Genomic DNA, 23,124 nt, shown 5'->3' on the forward strand with positions numbered 1-23,124 from the left:
TACAACGTGAGCATCATCGAAAAAGCGGCAAGCCGGATCGACCTGAAACGCGCGGCCCCGGCGCCGGACGCCGTGCAGCCCGTGCAGCCCGTGCAGCCGGCGCCCGTCGCCGCCGCGGCGCCCGCGGTCGTGGTCGCGCCGTCCCCGGTTCCTCCCGTGGCGCCGGCCCTGGCGGTTGCGGAACCGGTCGCGGAACCGGTCGCGGAAACCCCGGCCCCGGCGTCGCGCGGGAGCACGCGCCGCGTCGAGCTGGACCTGGCGCGCATGCGCGACCTGGGCATGGTTACCGCCGCCTCCGGCCGCACCCGCCTGCTGGAAGACTTTCGCATCATCAAGCGCCCGCTGCTGCAGCGCGCCTTCGCGCCGCGCCAGCCGGGCGAGAAGCCGGGCAACCTGATCATGATGACCAGCTCGCTGCCGGGCGAAGGCAAGACCTATTGCGCGATCAACCTGGCCATGAGCATCGCCATGGAACTCGACCACACCGTGCTGCTGGTCGACGCCGACGTGGCGCGCCCGAACGTGCTGCGCACGCTGGGCCTGCCGCCGCACCGCGGCCTGATGGACATCCTGCTGGACGGCAAACTCGACATGGCCGACGTGATGCTGCGCACCAATGTCGATACCCTGTCGATCCTGCCAGCCGGTAACAGCAATGCGCGCGCCACCGAGCTGCTGGCCAGCTCGACGATGAGCAACCTGGTCGACGAGATCGCCAACCGCTACCCGGACCGCGTCGTGATCTTCGATTCGCCGCCGCTGCTGCTGACCAGCGAATCGCGCGAACTCGCGTCGCACATGGGCCAGATCGTGATGGTGGTCGAGGCGCAGACCACGACCCAGCACGCGGTCAAGGAAGCGCTGCACCAGCTCGAAGGCTGCAAGAACGTCAACCTCATCTATAACAAGACCAGGGAATTCCCCGGCATCGAAGAGACGTATGACTATCACTACGGCTGAGCTGCCGCACCCACGCACGGCCGGCGCCGGCCTGGCGCCGGCGCTGAAGCTCGCGCCGCTGGCGCTAGCGGCCATGCTGCTGTCGGCCGAGTGCCGCGCCGACTGGAAGGTCACTCCCCTCGCGGAGCTGCGCGAGACCTATTCGACCAACGTCGCGACCGAACGCGACGACGTCGCCCACAATTCCTTCGTCACCGAAGCCGCGCCCGGCCTGGCCGTGAGCAGCAACGGGCCGCGCCTGACGCTGAACGCGTCCGCGCAGTGGCGTGTTTTCTCGTACAGCAACAAGGAAGCGCCGAACGTGCAGGACAGCGACCGCCGCTACCAGGCCGACGCCCGCGCCATGCTGGTCGACGAGTTCCTGTACGTCGACGCCGGCGCCGGCAGCCAGCGCCAGAACGTGTCCGCCTTCGGTCCGCTGGCCGGCAATCCCTACAGCGGCGCCAACCGCACGCAAGTGAGCACCTGGCGCATCAGCCCCTACCTGCGGCACCGCTTCGGCAATACCGCCACCGCCACCGCGCGCTTCACGCGCGACTCGGTCGACTCGAGCTACAACGGTTTCGGCAGCAGCGTCGCCAGCACCACGCTGCTGGACTTGTCCAGCGGCACCTCGTCCACCAACCTCGGCTGGAACGTCTCGTACAACCGCCAGGAGCAGAACAACCGCATCGGCGGCCGTTCCTCGCTCGACAACGGCATCGTCGGCCTGCGCTACCGCGTGCTGCCGCACCTGAGCCTGACCGCCAGCGCCGGCTACGACAGCTACGACTACGCGAGCCTGAACGACAGTACCTCGGGCGCCAGCTGGAGCGCCGGCTTCGTCTGGACGCCCTCGACGCGCACCAGCGTGCAGGCCTCGTTCGGCCACCGCTATTTCGGCAAGACCGGCGCGCTCGACGCCAGCCACCGCACCCGCCACACGGTGTGGAGCGCGACCTACAGCGACGAGATCACGACGACGCGTTCGCAATTCCTGCTGCCGGCCGCCTTCGACACGGCCGCGATGCTCGACGGCATGTTCGCCAGCGCGTATCCGGACCCGGTCCAGCGCCGCGCGGCGATCCAGGCCTACATGGCCGCGGCCGGCCTGCCGGCCAGCCTGGCCGACAGCATCAACTTCCTGAGCAACCGCTACGTGCGCGCCAAGCGGCTGCAGTTCGCCGCCGTGCTGCGCGGCGCGCGCAGCAACCTGGCGCTGTCGGTGTTCCAGGACCAGCGCGCCGCCTTGTCCCTGCAGCAGAGCGACAGCGCCCTGCTGGGCAACCAGCTGGCCTCGATCAACGACAACGTGCGCCAGCGCGGCGCGTCCGCCGACGCCGAATACCGGCTGTCGACGCGCACCACCATGCGCGCCGGCGTCTACGCGGTGCGCGCGCAGTCGCTCGACACCGGCGTGGCCAGCACCAACCGGCGCTGGCAGGTGGGCATGAACCGCCAGATCGACCGGCACGTGAGCGGCGTGCTGGAACTGCGCCACGTGGTCGGCAGCTTCGGCGTGGTCAGCAACGACAGGTACCACGAGAACGCCATCGCGGCCGCCCTTTCTGTCCAGTATTAAGCGGAGCCACAGATGTACGAGACTTACTACGGATTTTCCGCCAAGCCCTTCCAGCTGCGCCCGGACCCGCACTTCTTCTTCGGCAGCAAGGGCCACAAGCGCGCCATGGCCTACCTCGAGTACGGCCTGTCGCAGGGCGAAGGCTTCATCGTCGTCACCGGCGAAGTCGGCGCCGGCAAGACCACGCTGGTGCGCAACCTGTTCAACCGGCTGCCGTCGGACCAGATCGTCGCCGCCCACATCGTCAACACCCACCTCGACCCGGACGACACGCTGCGCATGGTGGTGTCGGCCTTCGGCCTGCCGTACGAGGGCGCCAGCAAGACCGACCTGCTGACGCGCCTGGAAAAATTCCTGTGCGACGTCGACCACCAGGGCAAGCGCGCCCTGCTCGTGATCGACGAGGCCCAGAACCTGTCGGCGCGCACGGTCGAGGAACTGCGCATGCTGTCGAACTTCCAGACCGACGACAAGTCGCTGCTGCAGACCTTCCTGCTCGGCCAGCCCGAGTTCCGCGCCACGCTGCACAGCCCCGGCATGCAGCAGCTGCGCCAGCGCGTGATCGCCAGCTACCACCTCGGGCCGCTCGACGCGCAGGAAGCCCGCGCCTACGTCGAGCACCGCCTGGCCACCGTCGGCTGGCAGGGCGACCCGGCGTTCGACGAGGGCGCCCACGCGGCGGTCTACGCCTACAGCGGCGGCATCCCGCGCAAGATCAACACGCTGATGGACCGCGTGCTGCTGATGGGCTACCTGGAAGAGCTGCACGCGTTCGGCGCGGAAGAGATCGAGACCGTCATCCGCGACATCGACGAGGAATACCGGCTGCCGGAGCCGCTGGCCGCCGCGGGCGCGCCGGCCGCGACGGCGGCCCCCGCCACGCATGCCGAGCATGCCGGGTATGCGCAGGCCGGCCCGGCGCCGGCGCGCGACCCGAACCTGGACGAGCGCCGCGGCGAGCGCCGCGCCAGCAGCGTCGAGATGCTGGACGAGCGCATGATGCGCCTGGAAAAATCGATCGTCTCGGTGCTGTCGATCCTGAAGAAGATCGTCGCCACGCCGAACGAGACGGCAACCCCTCACGTGGACAACCAGAAATGAACATGTACGAACTCGCCGCGCGCCCGGCGCCGGCCCCCGGAGAACGCATCCGCAACGCCATGACCTGCGACGTCGAGGACTACTTCCAGGTCTCGGCCTTCGCGCCGTACATCGACCGCGCCAGCTGGCCCACGCGCGAATGCCGCGTCGAGGCGAACATGGACCGCATCCTGGCCCTGTTCGACCGCCACGGCGTGCGTGCGACCTTCTTCACGCTGGGCTGGATCGCCGAGCGCCATCCGAACGTGGTGCGCCGCATCGTCGCCGGCGGCCACGAACTGGCCAGCCACGGCTACGGCCACCTGCGCGCCTCCGACCAGGACCGCGCCCAGTTCATGCAGGACGTGCGCTCGGCCAAGGCCCTGCTGGAAGACATCGGCGGCCAGGAAGTGCTGGGCTACCGCGCGCCCAGCTTCTCGATCGGCCGCGACAACCTGTGGGCGCTGGACGTGCTGCGCGAAGCCGGCTACCGCTACAGCTCGAGCATCTACCCGGTCGTGCACGACCACTACGGCATGCCGGAAGCGCCGCGCTTCGCCTTCTACCCGAACGGGCCGGACGGCCTGCTCGAAGTGCCGATCACCACCGTCCAGATGATGGGCCGCAACCTGCCGGCCGGCGGCGGCGGCTACTTCCGCCTGCTGCCCTACGCGCTGTCGCGCTGGATGATGGCCAAGGTCAACCGCGACGACCGCCAGAGCGCCCTGTTCTACTTCCATCCGTGGGAAGTCGACCCCGGCCAGCCGCGCCCCGAGGGCATCGGCGCCAAGGCGCGCTTCCGCCACTACGTCAACATCGACCGCATGGAAAGCCGCATCGACGCCCTGGCGCGCGACTTCGCCTGGGACCGCATGGACCGCATTTTCCTGGGACGCCCATGAACTCGATCATCGAAGCCGCCCAGGCCAAGCTCGCCACCCCCGCCCCCGCCGCTCCCGCCCCCGCGGCCGGCCCGCTGACGCTGCACCTGCTCCAGCCCGCGGACTACCCGCGCTGGGACGCGTTCGTGCGCGCCTGCCCCGACGCCACCTTCTTCCACCTGTCCGGCTGGCAGACGGTGATCGAACGGGCGTTCGGCATCAAGACTTTCTTCTACTACGTGCAGCAGGACGGCCGCATCGTCGGCGTGCTGCCGCTGGCCGAGATCAAGAGCCGCCTGTTCGGCCACTCGCTGGGCGCGATGCCGTTCTGCGTGTACGGCGGCCCGGCCACCAACGGCGCCGCGGGCGTCGCCGCCATGCTCGACGGTGCCGCCGACGCGCTGGCGCAGAAGCTCGGCGTGGGCCACCTCGAATACCGCGGCATGCAGCGCTTCCACCCGGACGACGCCAGCTGGCACACCAAGGAACTGTACGTCACCTTCCGCAAGGAGATCAGCGGCGACGACGAGGCCAACCTGAACGCCATCCCGCGCAAGCAGCGCGCGATGGTCCGCAAGGGCATCAAGCTGGGCCTGCGCGGCGTGGTCGAGGACAACGTCGAGCGCATGTTCGAGGCGTACGCGCACAGCGTGCACCGCCTCGGCACCCCGGTGTTCCCGAAAAAATACTTCGCCCTGCTGCAGCAGACCTTCGGCGACGAGTGCGAGGTGCGCACCATCTATACCTCCGACGACCGCCTGGTGGCGGCCGTGCTGTCGTTCTACTGGCGCGACGAGGTCGTGCCCTACTACGGCGGCGGCATGGACCTGGCGCGCGAGGTGGCCGGCAACGACTTCATGTACTGGAACCTGATGCAGGCCGCCAGCGCGCGCGGCTGCCGCGTCTTCGACTTCGGCCGCAGCAAGCTGGGCACCGGCGCCTACGACTTCAAGAAGAACTGGGGCTTCACCGCCCAGCACCTGCCCTACGAGTACAAGCTGTACGGCGCCGCCGCCCTGCCCGACAACAATCCGCTGAACCCGAAGTACCAGCTGTTCATCAAGATGTGGAAGAAGCTGCCGCTGCCGCTGGCGAACTTCATGGGACCGTACATCGTCCGCAACCTGGGCTGACCATGGAAGACCTGCTGCTGCTGATCCACCGGATCCCCTACCCGCCCAACAAGGGCGACAAGATCCGCTCCTACCACCTGCTCAAGCACCTGGCGCGCCACTACCGGGTGCACCTGGCGACGTTCGTGGACGACAAGGACGACTGGCAGTACGTGCCGCACGTGCAGGCCTTGTGCGCGAGCAGCCATTTCGCGCCGATGAACCCGCTGCTGGCGCGCGTGAAGAGCCTGGCGGCGCTGCTGAAGAACCGCTCGCTGTCGCTCGAGTACTACCGCGACGCCGCCATGGCGCGCTGGGTACGCGACACCGTCGCCGCGCACGACGTCAAGCGCGTGCTGGTGTTCTCGTCGGCGATGGCGCAGTACGCCGCCTCCTACCGCGACGCGCGCCGCGTCGTCGACTTCGTGGACGTCGACTCCGACAAATGGCGCCAGTACGCCGAGCAGAAATCGTTCCCGATGAGCCTGCTGTACGGCTACGAGGCGAAGCAGCTGCTGCGCTACGAGCGCCAGGTGGCGCGCGACTACGACGCCTCGCTGTTCGTGTCGGCGCCCGAGGCCGATCTGTTCCGCCGCCTGGCGCCGGAGAGCAGCGCCAAGATCGGCCACTTCAGCAACGGCGTGGACACCGACTACTTCTCGCCGGCGCAGGACTACGCCAGCCCGTACGCGCCGGGCGAGCGCGCGCTGGTGTTCACCGGCGCGATGGATTACTGGCCCAACGTCGACGCCGTGCAGTGGTTCGCCGACGAGGTCTTCCCGAACCTGCGCGCGCGCTTCGCGGACCTGAAGTTCTACATCGTCGGCTCGCGCCCGTCGCAGCAGGTGCAGGAACTGGGCAAGCGCGCCGGGATCGTCGTCACCGGCACCGTGCCCGACGTGCGTCCCTACATCGCCCACGCGGCGGTGGCGGTGGCGCCGCTGCGCATCGCGCGCGGCATCCAGAACAAGGTGCTGGAAGCGATGGCGATGGCGACCCCGGTGGTGGTCTCGCCGCAGGCGCTGGAAGGCATCGACGCCGAGCCGGGCAGCGAGCTGGTGCTGGCCGCCGACGCGCCCGCCTTCGCCGACGCCGTCGGCGCCCTGCTGGCCGGACGGGACGACGCCGCCGCCGCCATCGGCCAGGCCGCGCGCGCCAAGGTGCAACGCCGCTACAGCTGGTCGAGCAACCTGGCATGCATAGGAGAGAACCTCGAATGTTCCTGAAACCGCCTCCCGGCGTCGGCGCCGCCCACCTCTCTCCGCCGCTGTCGCGCCATGCCGCCGTCCTGCTCGCCATCGCGCTGCTGGCCCCGTTCGCCTTCTATTTCGGCACCGTCGCCTCGATCGTCTCGGTCTGGAACAGTTCCGAGACGTTCGCCCACGGCTACGTGATCCTACCGATCAGCCTGTGGCTGATCTGGCGCCGACGCGTCAACTTCCGCCTGTACCCGCCCAGCCCGTATCCGCCGGCCCTGCTGCTGCTGGCCGTGCTTGGCGCCGGCTGGCTGGCCGCGCGCCTGGGCGAGGTGCAGGTGGTCGCGCAATACACCTTCGTCGCGATGTTCCCGGCCGCCGCCCTGGCCCTGCTCGGCCGGCGCCTGGCCGGTTCGCTCGCCTTCCCGCTGCTGTTCCTGCTGTTCGCGGTGCCGTTCGGCGAAGTCTTCGTCGGCCCGCTGATCCAGTTCACCGCCGACTTCACCGTCTGGGCCGTGCGCGCCACCGGCATCCCGGTGCTGCGCAGCGGCACCCGCTTCGAGCTGCCGACCGGGAACTGGTCGGTGGTCGAGGCCTGCAGCGGCGTGCGCTACCTGATCTCCTCGATCACGCTGGGCAGCCTGTACGCCTACCTCACCTATCGCTCGACCATGAAGCGGGCGCTGTTCGTCGGCCTGTCGGTGATCGTGCCGATCGTCGCCAACGGCCTGCGCGCCTACATGATCGTGATGATCGGCCACCTGTCCGGCATGGAGCTGGCCACCGGCGTCGACCACATCATCTACGGCTGGCTGTTCTTCGGCCTGGTCATGTTCTTGATGTTCTGGATCGGCAGCTACTGGCGCGAGGACGGCGCGGAGCCGGCCCCGGCATCGGCGGCATGCGCCGACGTGCACGTCACCGCCCCGGCCGGCGGCACGATGCCGCCGCGCTTCGCCGCCACCGTCGCCGCCGTGCTGGCCCTGTGCGCCGTCTGGCCGGCCGCCGCCTGGGTGGGCGAGCGCGCCAACCACAACCCGGCGCCGGTCGATCTCGCCCCCATCGCGCAGGCGCTGGCCCTGCCGCCGGCGCCCGAGTTCACCGACTGGAAGCCGGCCTACCTGGCGCCGCGCGCGCGCCTGCACCGGGTCTACAGGATGGGCAGCCTGCCGGTCGGGCTGACGGTGCTGTACTACCGCAACCAGGACAAGGAGACATCCCTGATCAGCTCCCTGAACCGCCTGGCCGACTACGACGACGCCTGGCACGAGGTCGAGGGCGCCGGCCGCACCGAGGCGCTGGCCGGCCATCCGCTGGCGCTGCGCGAGACCGTGCTGCGCGCCCAGGGCCAGGGCCCGCTGCTGGTGTGGTCGTTCAAGTGGATCGGCGGCCACTACACGAGCAGCGACTACGTCGGCAAGCTGCGCCAGGCCGCCTCCAAGGCGCTGCTGCGCGGCGACGACGGCGCCGCCGTCATGCTGGCCGTGCCCTACGACGATCCGGAGCAGGCGCGCGCCACGCTGCGCCGCTTCCTGCAGGACCACGGCGCGGCGATCGACGGGGCGCTCGACGCGCAGCGGGCCCGATGAACGCGCGCGCGCCCGTGGCGATCGACACCGCGGCGGCCGCCGCCGCCGACCGGCGGCCGCTGGTGGTGCACCTCGTGTACGCGCTCGGCGTGGGCGGCCTGGAAACGCTGCTGGTCGACTGCATCAACCGCATGCCGGCGTACCGGCACGCGGTCGTGTGCCTGACCCGCTACACCGACTTCGCCGAGCGCATCGCGCGCGCCGACGTCGCGCTGCACGCGCTCGGCAAGCCGCCCGGCCTGGGCCTGAGCACCCACCTCGGTTTCTGGCGCCTGATGCGGCGCCTGCGCCCGGCCGTGCTGCACACCTACAACCTGGCGGCGCTGGAATACGCGTTCACGGCCACGCTGGCCGGGGTGCCGGTGCGCGTCCATGCCGAGCACGGACGCGACGCCGCCGATCCGCACGGCCTGAACCCGAAGCACAACTTCCTGCGCCGGCGCCTGGTGCCCTTCGTCGACCGCTTCATCCCGGTCTCGGAAGACCTGCGCCGCTGGCTGGCCGACGTGGTGCGCATCCCGCAGGCCAAGACCCTGTTCATCAAGAACGGCGTGGACACCGACAAGTTCGCGCCGGGCGGGGCGCCGGCCGCGGATGCGCCCTGGGCCGCCGGCGACATCGTGATCGGCACCGTGGCGCGCGTCCAGGACGTCAAGAACCACCGGGTGCTGGTCGAGGCCTTCGCGCGCCTGCGCGCGGCGCGCCCGGACCTGGCGCCGCGGCTGAAGCTGGCGATCGTCGGCGACGGCCCGCTGCTGCCGGCCGTGCGCGAACAGGTCGCGGCGCTGGGCCTGCGGGACAGCGTCTGGCTGCCGGGCGCGCGCGCCGACATCGCCGCGCTGCTGCACGGCTTCGCCGTGTTCGCCCTGCCCTCGCTGGCCGAAGGCACGCCGGTGTCGATGCTGGAAGCGATGGCCTGCGGCCTGCCGGTGGTGGCGTCGAACGTGGGCGGCATCCCGGAAGTGGTGGACGAAGGCGTGCAGGGCCTGCTGGTGCCGGCCGGCGACGTCGGGCGGCTCGCCGCGGCGCTGGAACGCCATGCGGGCGACGCCGCCCTGCGCGCGGCGCACGGCGCCGCCGGACGCCGGCGCGTCGAGGAACGCTTCAGCCTGCGCGCCATGGTGGCCGCCTACGGCGCCCTGTACGACGGACTGTGTGGGCAGAAAACGCGCTGACGCGCTATCGTTTCATTTTCAGCAGGAAACCATCGATATGTGCGGAATAGTCGGCATCTTTGATACCCACGGCAGCCGGGACATCGACCGCGAAGCGCTGCGGCGCATGAACGAGAGCCAGCACCACCGCGGCCCCGACGAGGGCGAGCTGTACCTGGAGAAGGGGCTGGGCATGGGCCACCGCCGCCTGTCGGTGATCGACGTGGCGACCGGCCAGCAGCCGTTCCTGAACGCCGCGCGCGACGTGGCGCTGGTGTTCAACGGCGAGATCTACAACTACCGCGCGCTGCGCGACGAGCTGGTCGCGCTGGGCCACGTGTTCCGCACCAGGTCCGACACCGAGGTGGTGCTGCAGGCCTGGGTCGCCTGGGGCGTCGAGTGCGTGCACCGGCTGCGCGGCATGTTCGCCTTCGCCGTGTGGGACCGGCGCCGACAGACCCTGTTCCTGGCGCGCGACCACGTCGGCGTCAAGCCGATGTTCTACTCGCTGCTGCCGGGCGGCCTGTTCGTGTTCGGCTCCGAGCTGAAGTCGATCATGACGTTCCCGGAACTCTCCCGCGAATTGAACCCGCGCGCCGTCGAGGATTATTTTGCCTACGGCTACGTGCCGGAACCGAACACCATCTTCCACAACGCCTACAAGCTGAGCCCGGGCCATGCGATCCTGCTGCGGGTCGGCGACCGCGACGTCAAGCCGCACCGCTGGTGGGACCTGGCATTCAAGCCGGCCGCGCCGCGACCCGAGGCCGAAGTCGCCGAGGAACTGATCGGCCGCCTGCGCGAGACCGTGCGCCACCAGATGGAATCCGAGGTGCCGCTGGGCGCCTTCCTGTCCGGCGGCGTCGACTCCAGCGCCGTCGTCGCCATGATGGCGGCCGACGCCGACGGCCGCATCGGCGAGGGCGTGACGACCTGCTCGATCGGCTTCGACGACCCCGAGTTCGACGAGACGAAGTACGCGACCGAGGTGGCGCAGCGCTACCGCACCCACCACCACGCCCAGATCGTCGACAAGGACGACTACGGCCTGATCGACACGCTGGCCGGCCTGTACGACGAACCGTTCGCCGACAGCTCGGCGATCCCGACCTACCGCGTGTGCCAGCTGGCGCGCCGCCACGTGACGGTGGCGCTGTCGGGCGACGGCGGCGACGAGAACTTCGCCGGCTACCGCCGCTACCGCTTCGCCATGGCCGAGCACAGCGTGCGCTCGAAGCTGCCGGACGCGATCAGGAAGCCGCTGTTCGGCACCCTCGGCAGCCTGTACCCGAAGGCCGACTGGGCGCCGCGCATGTTCCGCGCCAAGACCACCTTCGAGGCGCTGGCGCGCGACCTGGTCGAAGGCTACTTCCACGGCGTGTCGCGCCTGCCGGACCGCCAGCGCGAACAGCTGTTCTCGGAATCGTTCCGCAGCCGCCTGCAGGGCTACCGCGCGATCGAGGTGATGCGCGGGCACGCGGCGCAGGCGCCCACCGACGACCCGCTGGCGCTGATCCAGTACCTCGACTTCAAGACCTGGCTGCCGGGCGACATCCTGACGAAGGTCGACCGCGCCAGCATGGCCCATTCGCTCGAGGTGCGCGTGCCCCTGCTCGACCACACCTTCTGCGAGTACGCGGCCACGCTGCCGAACGACCTCAAGCTGCACGGCGGCGAAGGCAAGTACATCCTCAAGAAGGCGCTGGAGCCGCACTTGCCGAACGACATCATGTACCGCGCCAAGAAGGGCTTCTCGATCCCGCTGGCGGCCTGGCTGCGCGGCCCGCTGCGCCAGGCCGTGCGCGACGCCGTGCTGGGCGAGCGCCTGCTCGACACCGGCATCTTCGAGCGCCGCACGCTGGAACGGCTGGTCGAGCAGCACCAGGCCGGCAGCGCGGACCACAGCGTGGCCCTGTGGTCGCTGATGATGTTCGAAGCCTTCCTGCGCGTCAGTGTCGCTTCCTGACAACCGCCGGCGGCGCGCCTTCCGGTACCCTGCCGCAGGCGCGCACGGCACATCTTACCGTGTGAAAGTTTAAATTTATTTAAGGTAAGATGCTGTCGTAAAGTAAATTTTTCGCAGCAGCATGACCCGTCGATGGCAAGGCCGCATGCCGCCCGCCATCCGTCTCACACGTGGAGCAGTTTCCAGTGCGCATCCTCTACCACCACCGTACCCGTTCCAAGGACGGGCAATACGTCCATATCGAAGAAATGATCCATGCGCTGCGCGCGCAGGGCCACGAGATCGTCATCGTGGCGCCGCCGAGCGCCGAGACCGAATCGTTCGGCGCCGATGCCGGCGCCGTCGCGCTGCTCAAGCGCTGGCTGCCCAAGTGGTTCTATGAACTGATGGAGCTGGGCTATTCGCTGGTCGCCTACCGGCGCCTGGCGAAGGCCATCCGCGCCCACCGGCCGGACTGCATCTACGAGCGCTACAACCTGTTCCTGCCGGCCGGGATCTGGGCCGCGCGCCGCCACAAGCTGCCGCTGCTGCTGGAAGTGAACGCGCCGATCCTGGAAGAACGCAGCCGCTACGACGGCCTGGCGCTGACCAGGCTGGCGCGCTGGTCGCAGGCCTACGCATGGAAGAACGCCGACATGGTGCTGCCGGTGACGCAGGTGCTGGGCGACATCGTGCAATCCTACGGCGTCGACCCGAAGCGCATCGTGGTGATCCCGAACGGCATCAACGGCGAGCGCTTCGACCGCGCCCCCGACGTCGCCGCGGCCAAGCGCGCGCTCGGCCTGGACGGGCGCCTGGTGCTGGGCTTCACCGGCTTCGTGCGCGACTGGCACGGCCTGGACAAGGTGCTCGACCTGATCGCCGCCGACCCGCCGGGTTCGCCGCGCCACCTGCTGGTGGTGGGCGACGGCCCGGCGCGCGCCGGCCTGGAGCGCCAGGCGCGCGCGCTGGGCATCGAGAACCGCGTGACCTTCACCGGCATCGTCGGGCGCGACGACGTGGCGCGCCACGTGGCCGCGTTCGACATCGCCCTGCAGCCGGCCGTGGTGGCGTACGCCTCGCCCCTGAAGCTGTTCGAGTACCTGGCGCTGGGCAAGGCGATCGTCGGCCCGGCCCAGCCGAACATCGAGGAAATCCTGCGCCAGGACCACAATGCCGTGCTATTCGACCCGGCCGACCCGGACGGGCTGGCGCGCGCCGTCAGCCGCCTGTGCGAGGACGCGGCGCTGCGCGCGCGCGTGGCCGAGAACGCCCAGCGCACCATCGACGACATGCAACTGACCTGGGGCGCCAACGCACGCAAGGTGGTCGGCCTGTTCGGAGCCCTGCGACCGCATGCGTGACATCGCCATCACCCTGATCATCTTCGGCATCCTGCCGTTCGCCTTCAAGCGGCCGGCGATCGGGGCACTGCTGTTCACATGGATCAGCCTGATGAACCCGCACCGGCTGACCTACGGCTTCGCCTATACCTTCCCGTTCGCGGCGGCGATCGCCGGGGTCACCATGCTCGCCATGTTGACCAGCAAGCAGCCCAAGCGCCTGCCGGTCACGCCGGTGACGGTGACCCTGCTGCTGTTCGGGGCGTGGATGACCTTCACCAGCTTCTTCGCGCTGGAGCCGGAACTGGTGTGGCGCGAATGGGACCGCGTCAGCAAGACCTTCCTGATGGTCCTCGTCACCATGATGGTGATCAACAACACGCGCGACCTGAAGATCTTCGTCTGGATCGTCGCCCTGTCGCTCGGCATCTTCGGCCTGAAGGGCGGCCTGTTCACGCTGGCCTCGGGCGGCCACTTCCGCGTCTACGGCCCCGAGGGCAGCTACATCGCCGAGAACAACGGCATGGCGCTGGCGCTGGTGACCACGCTGCCGCTGATCTGGTACCTGCGCACCCAGGTGACGAACAAGTGGATCACGCTGGGCCTGACGGCGATGACGGCGCTGACCGCCGTCTCGGTGGTCGGCTCGTATTCGCGCGGCGCCCTGATCGGCGGCGTGGCCATGCTGTTCTTCCTGTGGTGCCACAGCCAGAAGAAGGCGCAGACCGCGATCATCCTGCTGGCCGTGGTGGCGCTGATCGCGGCCGTGATGCCGGAAGCCTGGTTCGAGCGCATGAACACCATCGACGAATACCACGAGGACGGTTCGGCCCAGGGCCGCATCAACGCCTGGAAGTTCGCGTTCAACATCGCCTCCACCTTCCCGCTGGGCGGCGGCTACAACGTGTTCACCCCGCGCATGTTCGCGATGTACGCGCCCAATCCGCTCGACTACCACGTGGCGCACAGCATCTGGTTCCAGGTGCTGGGCGATCACGGCTTCGTCGGGCTGGCCATGTTCATGATGCTGATGGTGTTCGCCTGGCGCACCGGCACGCGGGTGCGCAAGTACTGCGCCACCCAGCCCGACCTGAAGTGGGCGGAAAACTTGGCGCGCATGTGCCAGGTCTGCATCATCGGCTATGCCGTCAGCGGCTCGTTCCTGTCGCTGGCCTATTTCGACCTGTACTACGACATCGTCGTCATCCTCGTATGCCTGGAAAAGATCCTGCTACCCTCGAAGCGCACGACGCCGTTCCGTTCGCTGCAGACGCAAGCGGCGCGATGAACGTGCCGCGCGCCACCCCGCCCGTCGCCGCCGGCGTCGTCAAGCCGGCCATGATGCGCGGCATGCTGTCGCTGCTGTCGCCCGCGGGACCGGCCGCGCGCCTGTCGGTGCTGCTGTTCCACAAGGTGCCGACGCTGGCCGACCCGCTGGCGCCGGGCGAACTGAACCTGGGACGCTTCGAACAGATCCTCGACTTCGTCGGCGCCAACGCCAACGTGCTGCCGCTGACGGAAGCCAGCGCCGCGCTCAAGCGCGGCACGCTGCCGGCGCGCGCGGTCGCGCTGACCTTCGACGACGGCTACGCGGAATGGATCGACAACGTCGCCCCGGCCCTGCTGCGGCGCCGGATGCCGGCCACCTTCTTCATCACCACCGGCCCGCTCGAGGGCGGCGTGCTGTGGCACGAGCGCATCCTGGCGGCGGTGCGCGCGCTGCCGGCACGCGGCGCCCTGCTGCCGGCCGGCCTGGGCATGTACACCGACCTCGACCAGCCCGGCGCGCGCGAGCGCCTGGTCGAGCAGTTGCAGGCGCGCCTGAAGTACGCGCCGCTGAGCCAGCGCCTGGACGCCATGGAACAGCTCGAGGCGCAGGCCTGCCGCCCGCTGCTGCTGCCGCGCGGCTTCGACGCCGCCTCGGTGCGCACGCTGCACAACAAGGGCTTCGAGATCGGCGCGCACACCGTGCACCACCCGATCCTGAACGAGTGCACGGCGCAGCAGGCGCGCGCCGAGATCGGCGACTGCAAGGCCGAACTCGAAGCCATCATCGGCGGCGCCGTGCATGCCTTCGCCTACCCGAACGGCCGCCCCGGCAAGGACTTCAGCCGCGAACACGTGGACATGGTCAAGGCGGCCGGCTACCGCACCGCCGTCACCACCAGCATGGGCGCGGCGAAGGGCGACACCGACCCGTTCGAGCTGCCGCGCTTCACGCCCTGGGGCCTGAGCCAGGAACGCATCTCGTTCCAGATGGCGCGCAACATGCTCGTGCGCGCGACCCCGGTGCCGGATGCGCCGCGCGCCACCGCCGCCGGCGGCGGCACCGACGTGCGCTGCCTGCTGGTCGCCAGCACCTTCACGCCGATCCACGGCGGCTCGGCCGTCGTGTACGACAACCTGTGCCGTCACATGCCGCCCGGCAGCGTGCGCGTGCTGAGCGCCACCACCAGCTACCAGAACCGCCAGGAAATCCCGGGCTGGCGCGAGCACGATGCCGCGCAGCCGTTCCCGGTCGAGCGCATCCGCCTGCTGCGCCCGGCGATGATGCCGCCGCCGGCCAACAAGCTGGTCTCGCTGTGGCGCCTGCTGACCCAGGACCTGCCGCTGTATGCGAAGGTGCTGTACAAGGCGGCGCAGGTGGTGCGCCGGCACGACATCAACCTGGTGTGCGTGGGCGAGCTGGTGACCGGTTCCTGGCTCGGCATCGCGCTCAAGAAGCTGTTCGGCTGCAAGCTGGTCATCTACGTGCACGGCGAGGAAATCACCACGCGCACCGACGGCCGCCTCGGCCAGAAGCGCAAGCAGTTCCTGCTGGCGGCCGACAAGGTGGTCGCGGTGAGCTCCTTCACCTGCGACGCGATGAGCGCGATGGGCGTGCCGCCCGCATCGATGGTGCTGATCCAGAACGGCGTCGACGTCGACCGCTTCACGCCCGGCGAGCGCGATCCGGAACTGATGGCGCGCCACGGGCTGCACGGCAAGCAGGTGATCCTGACCGTCGGCCGCCTGGTGCCGCGCAAGGGCGCCGACATGGCCGTGCGCGCGATGAAGCGCGTGGTGGCGCGCCGTCCCGACGTGCGCTACCTGATCGTCGGCGACGGCGAGCTGCGCGCCGAGCTGGAACGGCTGATCGCCGCCGAGGGCCTGCAGGAATGGGTGACCCTGGTCGGCAAGGTATCGGACGACGACCTGCTGCGCTACCTGCGCCTGTGCGACCTGTTCCTGATGCCCAACCGGACCATGCCGGACGGCGATACCGAGGGCTTCGGCCTGGTGTTCCGCGAAGCCAATGCCTGCCGCAAGCCGGTGATCGGCGGGCGCGCCGGCGGCGTGGTGGAGGCGGTGGAGGACGGCGTCAGCGGCCTGCTGGTGGACGGCAACGACCCGGACGACATCGCCGCCGCGATCGAATGCATCCTCGGCGATCCGGCGCTGGCCCGCCAGCTGGCCGAGGGTGGCCTGCAACTGGCGCGCGAGCACAGCACCGCGGCCGTCGCCTACCAGTTCCTGCGCACCTGCGAACGCGTGCTGGGCGCCGGCAAGCGCTGAGCCGCGCACGCGGCTCAGCGCCCCGGCGCAGGCCGGGGCCCAAGGTCACGCTGCAAGCCATCACGCCCCCGCCGGCCGCACCAGGCGCAGCACGCGCATGCGCGCCGCGCCCGCCAGGCGGTGCACTTCTTCCAGCAGTTCATGGCGCGTCGCGCGCAGGCTCGCATACCAGACGGCGACCAGCGGCGGCAGCGCCACCAGCAGGCGCAGCAGGGGCGGCAGCGATTCCGGCAGCAACAGGTGCAGCACCATGCCGGCGCCGGTGCAGACCAGCGTGACGAGCGCGCTGGCCGCCACCGAGCCGAACATCGCGCCCAGGCCGAAGCCCAGGTGGCGCGTCTGCTGGTAGACCAGCACCGGCCCGCCCACCAGCGTGGCCAGGCTGACCGCCCAGGCGAACGACACCAGCGAACCGTCGAACAGCACGTAGCCGAACACGAGGCGCCCGATGCAGGTGACGAGCTGCGGCACCGCGCCCAGGTAGGCCATGCCCATCGCGGTCAGCGCCACCGGCGCGTACTGGAACAGCAGCGTGACGCCGGCGGCCAGCGCGAGCGGGGCGATGGCGGGCACGCAATCGATCCACGCGGAGCCGTACAAGGCCAGCACCAGGTCCCTGCCGAATACGGCGGTCAGGGCGAAGGCGGGCCAGCCGATCCCCGTCAGCAGCGAGGTGGCGCGGCGCAGGATCGGCGCCAGCGATTCGCCGCGGTGGTGGGCCTGCGACAGGTAGGACAGCGCGCCATAGGTGATCGTGGTGCCGGCGGCATAGCTGAAGATCTGCACCGTCGAGGTGGCGCGGCTGAGCAGGCCGACGAGGCGCGCACTGCCGAGCTTGCCCAGCAACATGTCGGGAATCGCGCCACTCACGGCCTGCACGCAATTGGTCAGCAGCGTGCCGACGCCGAAGTTGACGACACTGCGCCAGTGGCGGAACGACGGCAGCCACGGCATGCCCTTGGGCCGGAACGGGATGTAGACGAGCGCGCACACCGAGATGTTGATCAGGTTGGCCCACGCCAGGCTCATGGTCCCGCAGCCCAGCGCCGCCAGGCCCAGGCAGCTGACGCAATAGCTGAGCGTGCCGGCCGCGGTCACCACCGCCTGCTTGTCGGCCGCCAGTTCGCGCAGCAGCATCGAATGGGTGATCGAACCGAAGGGCACGATCAGGAAGCCGAGGGCCAGGACCCGCATCACCGGCACGACCCCGGGTTCGCGCAGCCACACGCCGAGCGGGGCGCTCACCAGGAACAGGAACAGCGCGAGCGACCACGAGGTGGCGAGCATCACGCCGATGGCCGAGCGCATCTTGTCGACCGTCAGGTCGGGTTCGCGCTGCACATAGCTGGCGACCCCGAAGTCGCGGAACATGTGCGCGACGTTGACGAACACCGCCGTCATCGAGAACACGCCGATCTCGCTGGGACTGAGCATCCGCGCCAGCAGGATGCTGCAGAAAAACTGAAGCAGGGACGCGCCCGACGACGAGAAGAAATTGATGACGAGCGAACGACGCAGATTGGCCATACCAGACTTTCCTTACCCCTTCGACCGGACCGGCCGCCTCCGGCAATCCGGCGATTCTACCCTGCGGGCTTCCCGCCCAATTGCACGATTGAAAAACATTAGTGTTGTTGCGGCACATCCGGATCGGTGACGTCCGCCGCGGCGATGGCCGGCGCGCGCGGGCGGCGCCACCGGCCCTGCAGCGCCGCGATGCGGCCCCGGTACCACTTGACGCGGCGCTCGGTCAGCTCGGCCGCGACCAGCACGCCCAGCGCCATCGCCGCATAGAACGGCAGCGGCGCCGCGATCCCGGCCACGTCGCGGATCAGCACCAGCAGCGGACCGTGGAACACGTACAGCGTGAACGTGCAGCCGGCCAGCCAGCGGATCGGCCGCGCCGCGCGTTCGACCAGGCGCGGCAACCAGCCGAGCGAGGACACGGCCGCGAAATGCATCGCCACCACCAGGCCCAGCAGGTTGTCGTACAAGAACTGGGTCGAATAATGGGCGCGCCAGGCGAACGGCACCAGCGCATACAGGTGCGCGCGCAGGACGTCCGACACGTCGAGCCAGGTCATGAGCACGCCGATGGCGACCGAGGCCAGCAGGCAGGTCCAGGCCAGCGCCGGCTTCCACGCCGGCATGCGCCGGTACAGCAGCACGCCCAGCAGCCAGACCGGCAGCAGCAGCAGGATCTTGGGGCCGGCCAGCAGGCAGGCCGCCAGCACCAGTGCCACGCGCCACCGGGCCGGTGCGAACAGCCAGGCGCCGAAGATGGCGTAGTACCAGACCTCGTAGTTGAGCGACCAGAACGGCGGATTCAGCGGCGCCGCGACCGCGAACGGCCCCGATTGCGCGATGAACAGGGCGTTCGACAGCGTTCCCCACCCCAGGGACTCCGCGCCGGGCAGGCCGGGCCACAGCAGGCAGGCCGCCAGTGCCAGCAGCAGGGCCGTCCAGGCGACCGGCACGATGCGCGCGATCCGGTGCTGCAGGTACAGCCCGAAGGTCATGCCCGGCGCCGTCGCCGCATGGGCGATCACGTAGCCGGACAGGACGAAGAACACCACCACGGCCTCGTGCCCCGGCCACTTGAACGGGCGGTCGGGAAACGTCAGGCTCCAGGTGTGGTACAGCACGACGAACAGCGCGGCCGCGAAGCGCACCAGGTCGAGGTAGAGCGACAGGTGCGGCGGGATCGCCCGTCCGACGGCGCGCGTCGTCACGGGATGCCCCGCACGATGGATGCCACGTCGCGCAGCGACGTCAGCGAGGGCGTGCGCAGCAGCATCGGCGCCACCGCGGCCAGCGCCGCGCGCCGTTCGCCCTTGCGCAGGTACATATAGGCCAGGCTCAGGCGCCCCTGGCGCAGCTTGGCGCGCCAGCCGCGGCGGATGCCCGGGTCGGCGCCGCGCAATTCCGGCTCCAGCGCGTCGAGCGCCGCGACGTAGCGGCGCTGGGCCAGCACGACGTCCTTGCGCAGCGCGCTGCCGGGGTAGATGTAGTAGACCGCCAGCGGCAGGTTGACGACGCCGCCCTTGCGGCTCGCCGCGCACAGGCGGATGAAGAAGAACAGGTCCTCGCCGATCTTGTGCTCGGCCGGGAAGCCGCCCAGCGCGAGGAAGGTGCGGCGCGGGATGGTCAGCGTGCGGATCTCGGCGAAGCCGTCGGCCACGAAGGCCTCGAAGTCGTCCTTGCGGATCGGGATCTCGACGCTGCCCGGATGGCGCGCCAGCAGTTCCCGGCCGCAGGCGCTGGCATCGATCGCGCGCTGCAGCAGCTTGCCGTCGGGTTCGCGGTATTCCTGGTCGGCGAACAGGAAATCGATGTCCGGCTCGCGCTCGATCCAGCGCGCATGCGCGGCCAGGCGTTCCGGCAGGTAGATGTCGTCGGCGTCGAGGAAGGCGACCCAGTCGCCGCGCGCCTGGCGCACGCCGTTGTTGCGCGCGGCCGAGACGCCGCCGTTGGGCTGGCGGATATAGCGGATGCGCTCGCCGAAACCGGCCGCGACCTCGGCCGACGCGTCGGTCGAGCCGTCGTCGATGACGATGATCTCGAACGCGGGATGGCGCTGCGCCAGCACCGACTCGATCGCGCGGGCCAGTGTCGAGGCATTGTTGTAGTTCGGGATGACGACCGAGATCGTGGGCATGGACGTGGGGTGGCGCAGGCGCGCGATGTTAAATTTAGAACAAGTCTTGCGATTGTAAAACAATTTACTCACAGACAGCCGATGCGCCAATCGTGCGCGCCTCGCCCGTTGCGCGGAAAGAAAAAACGGCACCGGGTCCATGGGACGCGGTGCCGTCGGCAGGCGGTTCCGGCGCGGCCGGAACCGGCGCATCAGCGCGGGAGGATGTCGAACTGCGGCTGGTCGTTGTAGACCGGCTTGACGGTACGCGACATGAACAGGGCCCAGGCCTGCTTGCCGCCGGTGCCGCCGACGTCCGCGGCGTAGGCCAGGGCCGGCTGCATGTTCGACGGATAGCCGATCGGGGAATCCGAGTAGCCGGTCATCTCGCCGACCTTCAGCTTCAGGTAGCTGGCCATCTGCTGGCTGTTGCAGGCCAGCGAGGTGAAGTCGGCCGCATGGGTCGCCTTGTAGACTTCCGCCATCGAACCGTACACCGGCGAATACATGTCGTTACGCAGCGTCATGGTGTAGGCGGCGGCGTCGATCCAGCACAGGCCCGGCGTCGTCATGCGCTGGATCGGGAACTTCGCCTTGAACGCCAGGATCGGGGCGGCCTTGGTGAAGCCCAGTTCCGCGGTGTGGCCGATCGCCGAGGTGAAGAAGTCGTCCTGCCACGGCGCGATCGCGGTGTAGTTGTAGTACGAGTACGCATAACCGTGGGACAGGGCGCCGAACGTGTTGCTGGTGGCGGCATTGTTCACGTAGGTATCGTTGTACCAGTCCAGGTTGTTGTTGACGAAACCGACCAGGTCCTTCTTCAGCGCGTCGTTGTCCGGCGTGATGTAGGCCGCTTCGGCCGCCGTGCGCATGCTCCACGCCTGGCCGCGCACCTGGTTGTCCTGGTACAGGCCCTTCGAGGTCTGGCGGTAGTTCGGGTTCGACTCGAACGTGTTGTACATGGTCCAGAACTGCAGCTCTTCCAGGTAATAGTAGTCGCCCGTGACCAGGTACGGCAGGTAGGCGAAGCCCGGCTGGTGCGACGAGTCGTGGGTGTACGGCGTGTCGCACAGGGTGGCGGCGGCGCAGCCCGGGAACGCCTCGGACTTGCCGGTGTTCCAGTTGATGCTGTCGGTCTCGCGGCCCAGGATGGTCATGTACGGATAGTTCGTCACGCTCACCGGACGGTCGGTCTTCTTGTCGCGGTAGTGCATCGACCAGGTACCGGCCAGGTCGGCGGTGCCCAGCGTGACCAGCTTGGCGCGCTTGTCCATGCTCAGCAGGTAGTTGGTCGCCCAGCTCGGCATGATGCCGATGTCCGAACGGCCGCCGGTGGTCGGCATGTAGGCCAGGGCCATGCCCACGCCCATCGGCTCGATCGCGGCGCCGGTCCAGCCGGACTGGTAGCCGGCCAGCGTGCCTTCGCTCGGGGTGGCGGCCTGGTCGTAGTTCGGGACCGCGCGGGTCGAGATCAGGTAGGCCGTGTTGAGCTTGACGTTGACCTGCGGCTCGACGCCGTTCCACCAGAACGTCTTGCGCCAGCGCGCGTGGTGGTAGTGGGTCAGGCCGCTCTTGGCGTACACCTGCTTGCCGCCCGACACCACCGAGGCGTCATAGGTGAAGTTCTGCGGGTTCGCTTCGAAAGCCCAGGTGTTCTCGATGGTCGTGTCGATGCGCGCCTTCTTGACGCCGTCGAACCAGCGCACGGCGAAGCGCGCGGTCAGGTGCGGGTGGGTCGCGCCGGCGCTGGTGCGCAGCGGGGCCGAGACCAGCCATTCGTTGGCGACGGTACCCTTGAGCCAGTTGACCGGGGTGCCGCTCTTGAGCAGGTCGGCGGCGGACGCATAGTAGTCGGTGCCGCCGATCTTGGCGTGCACGGAGAAATCGAAACCGGCGGCGGCCAGGGCGGCCGGGGCGGCGACGGTGCCGGCGGGCGCCGCGCTGCTCTTGACCAGCGACAGCTTCGGCTGGGCATTCGCGGCCAGGGCCGGCAGCACGCCGGAAATGATCGCGTGGCGCACCGAACCGTCGGCGTGGGTCGCCTTGACGTCCAGCTGCAGCGGCACGGTCGTGCCGTCGTCGAGACGGCCGGTGAGGAATTCGGTGCTCTTGAGCTGGCCCTGCACGAAGACCTGGCCGAAGGTGAACGGCACGCTGGTCTGGGCGGCGCCGGTATTTTCCAGGCGCACGTCGGTCAGCGCGCTGCCGGTGACCGGCGCGGTGGGCGCGGAAGTGGTGACCGGGGTGGTGGTGGTCGGGGTCACGGCCACCGGCTTATAACCACTGGTTACAGTCGCCAGCGAGCGATTGCCGTCGGTACCGACGCCGGCACTGTCGCCGCCGCCGCCGCAGGCGGTCATGAGGGCTGCCGCCGACAGGACGGCGATCACATTGGTGCCCGCGATCTGTCGTGCGGATGCAAGGCTTTTAATACGCAGGGTAGTGGTCAGTTTCATGATTGGGGGCAATTAAGTTTGCCGTGGGAAATTTCATTCGAGAACTGAACTTTACCCTCGTCAACACTTTCCGTGTACCTTTCCTGTCGGAAAAACCGAAAATTCCACAAAAAAACAACGAAAAATTCCAATTTTTCTATCGAAAATAAACTGAACATCAATCGTCAAATAAAAAACATTGACGTCCCATCCAACTGATGATTCGAAAAAATTAAATCGAATACATCGAAGTTTCAAAATCGTTCACGCTCGTGAATAGAATGAAAACTCTGACAGCCAGCAGGCATGCGGCTTCCAGACTTTCCGGAAGTCATTGCGGCGGGGTGGGTAGGATATAGGAATAAGGAAAGAATGCAAAGCCGAAATAATATGGCTGAGCATGTTCCATTCAATAAATGAAATGTGAATTTCTTTTCAATTTCTGAATGGATTCAATTCATACCGATTACATAATTGAATAAAAAATACCGATAAACTTGGCGTTTTCGCCATGCGCACGCCGGGTCCCGAGACCCACGCGCGCCAGCGCCCCATCGCGCCCCGCATCGCGCCCCCACCGCGCCCCCATCGCACCCGCAAGGCGGACCGGCGGAACGGCAGCGCAAAGGCATGGAAGAAAGGAACGGCCGGAAAAGCGCCTCGACGGGCGGCCGGC

General features: G+C 68.8%; 16 protein-coding genes. 12 read left to right on the plus strand and 4 right to left on the minus strand.

The features are described from left to right. Nucleotides 1–6 precede the first annotated feature (6 nt). From QZ749_RS22025 to QZ749_RS22080, 12 genes are all read left to right on the plus strand, one after another. Nucleotides 7–960: an XrtA-associated tyrosine autokinase gene (locus QZ749_RS22025; protein WP_296951501.1), complete on the plus strand. Its 954-nt coding sequence runs from the start codon at nt 7–9 to the stop codon at nt 958–960. Then, nucleotides 941–2,521: a TIGR03016 family PEP-CTERM system-associated outer membrane protein gene (locus tag QZ749_RS22030; RefSeq protein ID WP_296951504.1), complete on the plus strand. Its 1,581-nt coding sequence runs from the start codon at nt 941–943 to the stop codon at nt 2,519–2,521. Before QZ749_RS22025 ends, QZ749_RS22030 begins: the two co-directional genes overlap by 20 nt. Nucleotides 2,522–2,533: 12 nt before the next feature. Beyond that, nucleotides 2,534–3,622: an XrtA/PEP-CTERM system-associated ATPase gene (locus tag QZ749_RS22035; protein ID WP_296951507.1), complete on the plus strand. Its 1,089-nt coding sequence runs from the start codon at nt 2,534–2,536 to the stop codon at nt 3,620–3,622. Beyond that, on the plus strand, nt 3,619–4,503 hold the full coding sequence (locus QZ749_RS22040) for an XrtA system polysaccharide deacetylase (protein ID WP_373896848.1): 885 nt from the start codon (nt 3,619–3,621) through the stop codon (nt 4,501–4,503). The genes QZ749_RS22035 and QZ749_RS22040 overlap by 4 nt, the downstream gene beginning before the upstream one ends. After that, complete coding sequence (locus QZ749_RS22045) at nt 4,500–5,615, plus strand: FemAB family XrtA/PEP-CTERM system-associated protein (RefSeq protein WP_296951513.1); 1,116 nt, start codon at nt 4,500–4,502, stop codon at nt 5,613–5,615. The genes QZ749_RS22040 and QZ749_RS22045 overlap by 4 nt, the downstream gene beginning before the upstream one ends. A 2-nt stretch (nt 5,616–5,617) precedes the next feature. Then, on the plus strand, nt 5,618–6,820 hold the full coding sequence (locus QZ749_RS22050; RefSeq protein WP_296951515.1) for a TIGR03087 family PEP-CTERM/XrtA system glycosyltransferase: 1,203 nt from the start codon (nt 5,618–5,620) through the stop codon (nt 6,818–6,820). Further along, nucleotides 6,811–8,379, plus strand: a complete 1,569-nt coding sequence (gene xrtA / locus QZ749_RS22055; RefSeq protein WP_296951517.1) for an exosortase A — start codon at nt 6,811–6,813, stop codon at nt 8,377–8,379. Before QZ749_RS22050 ends, xrtA begins: the two co-directional genes overlap by 10 nt. Next, entirely contained in the window at nt 8,376–9,554 is a 1,179-nt protein-coding gene (locus QZ749_RS22060) for a TIGR03088 family PEP-CTERM/XrtA system glycosyltransferase (RefSeq protein ID WP_296951519.1), read from the plus strand. Before xrtA ends, QZ749_RS22060 begins: the two co-directional genes overlap by 4 nt. Nucleotides 9,555–9,591: 37 nt before the next feature. After that, the gene (locus tag QZ749_RS22065) at nt 9,592–11,499 is read left to right on the plus strand and encodes an XrtA/PEP-CTERM system amidotransferase (protein ID WP_296951522.1); all 1,908 of its coding nucleotides are present in this window, start codon (nt 9,592–9,594) and stop codon (nt 11,497–11,499) included. A 185-nt stretch (nt 11,500–11,684) separates the two neighbouring features. Further along, nucleotides 11,685–12,842 (plus strand): glycosyltransferase family 4 protein, encoded by a 1,158-nt coding sequence (locus QZ749_RS22070; protein WP_296951525.1) that lies wholly within the window; start codon nt 11,685–11,687, stop codon nt 12,840–12,842. After that, on the plus strand, nt 12,835–14,109 hold the full coding sequence (locus QZ749_RS22075; RefSeq protein ID WP_296951527.1) for a putative O-glycosylation ligase, exosortase A system-associated: 1,275 nt from the start codon (nt 12,835–12,837) through the stop codon (nt 14,107–14,109). The genes QZ749_RS22070 and QZ749_RS22075 overlap by 8 nt, the downstream gene beginning before the upstream one ends. After that, nucleotides 14,106–16,376, plus strand: a complete 2,271-nt coding sequence (locus QZ749_RS22080; protein WP_296951530.1) for a glycosyltransferase — start codon at nt 14,106–14,108, stop codon at nt 16,374–16,376. Before QZ749_RS22075 ends, QZ749_RS22080 begins: the two co-directional genes overlap by 4 nt. 60 nt (nt 16,377–16,436) lie before the next feature. On the opposite strand, the gene QZ749_RS22085 is transcribed toward QZ749_RS22080, so the two are convergent. The 4 genes from QZ749_RS22085 to QZ749_RS22100 form a co-directional block, all read right to left on the minus strand. Continuing rightward, nucleotides 16,437–17,903 (minus strand): oligosaccharide flippase family protein, encoded by a 1,467-nt coding sequence (locus QZ749_RS22085; RefSeq protein ID WP_296951533.1) that lies wholly within the window; start codon nt 17,901–17,903, stop codon nt 16,437–16,439. 98 nt (nt 17,904–18,001) lie between these two features. After that, nucleotides 18,002–19,108 (minus strand): acyltransferase, encoded by a 1,107-nt coding sequence (locus tag QZ749_RS22090; protein WP_296951536.1) that lies wholly within the window; start codon nt 19,106–19,108, stop codon nt 18,002–18,004. After that, entirely contained in the window at nt 19,105–20,226 is a 1,122-nt protein-coding gene (locus QZ749_RS22095) for a glycosyltransferase (protein ID WP_307726675.1), read from the minus strand. Before QZ749_RS22095 ends, QZ749_RS22090 begins: the two co-directional genes overlap by 4 nt. After that, a complete protein-coding gene (locus QZ749_RS22100) occupies nt 20,226–22,469 on the minus strand; it encodes a hypothetical protein (RefSeq protein ID WP_296951542.1) in 2,244 nt (747 codons plus the stop codon). The genes QZ749_RS22095 and QZ749_RS22100 overlap by 1 nt, the downstream gene beginning before the upstream one ends. Nucleotides 22,470–23,124: the final 655 nt, after the last annotated feature.

It is taken from the genome of uncultured Massilia sp., assembly GCF_913773735.1.
Lineage (GTDB): Bacteria > Pseudomonadota > Gammaproteobacteria > Burkholderiales > Burkholderiaceae_D > Telluria.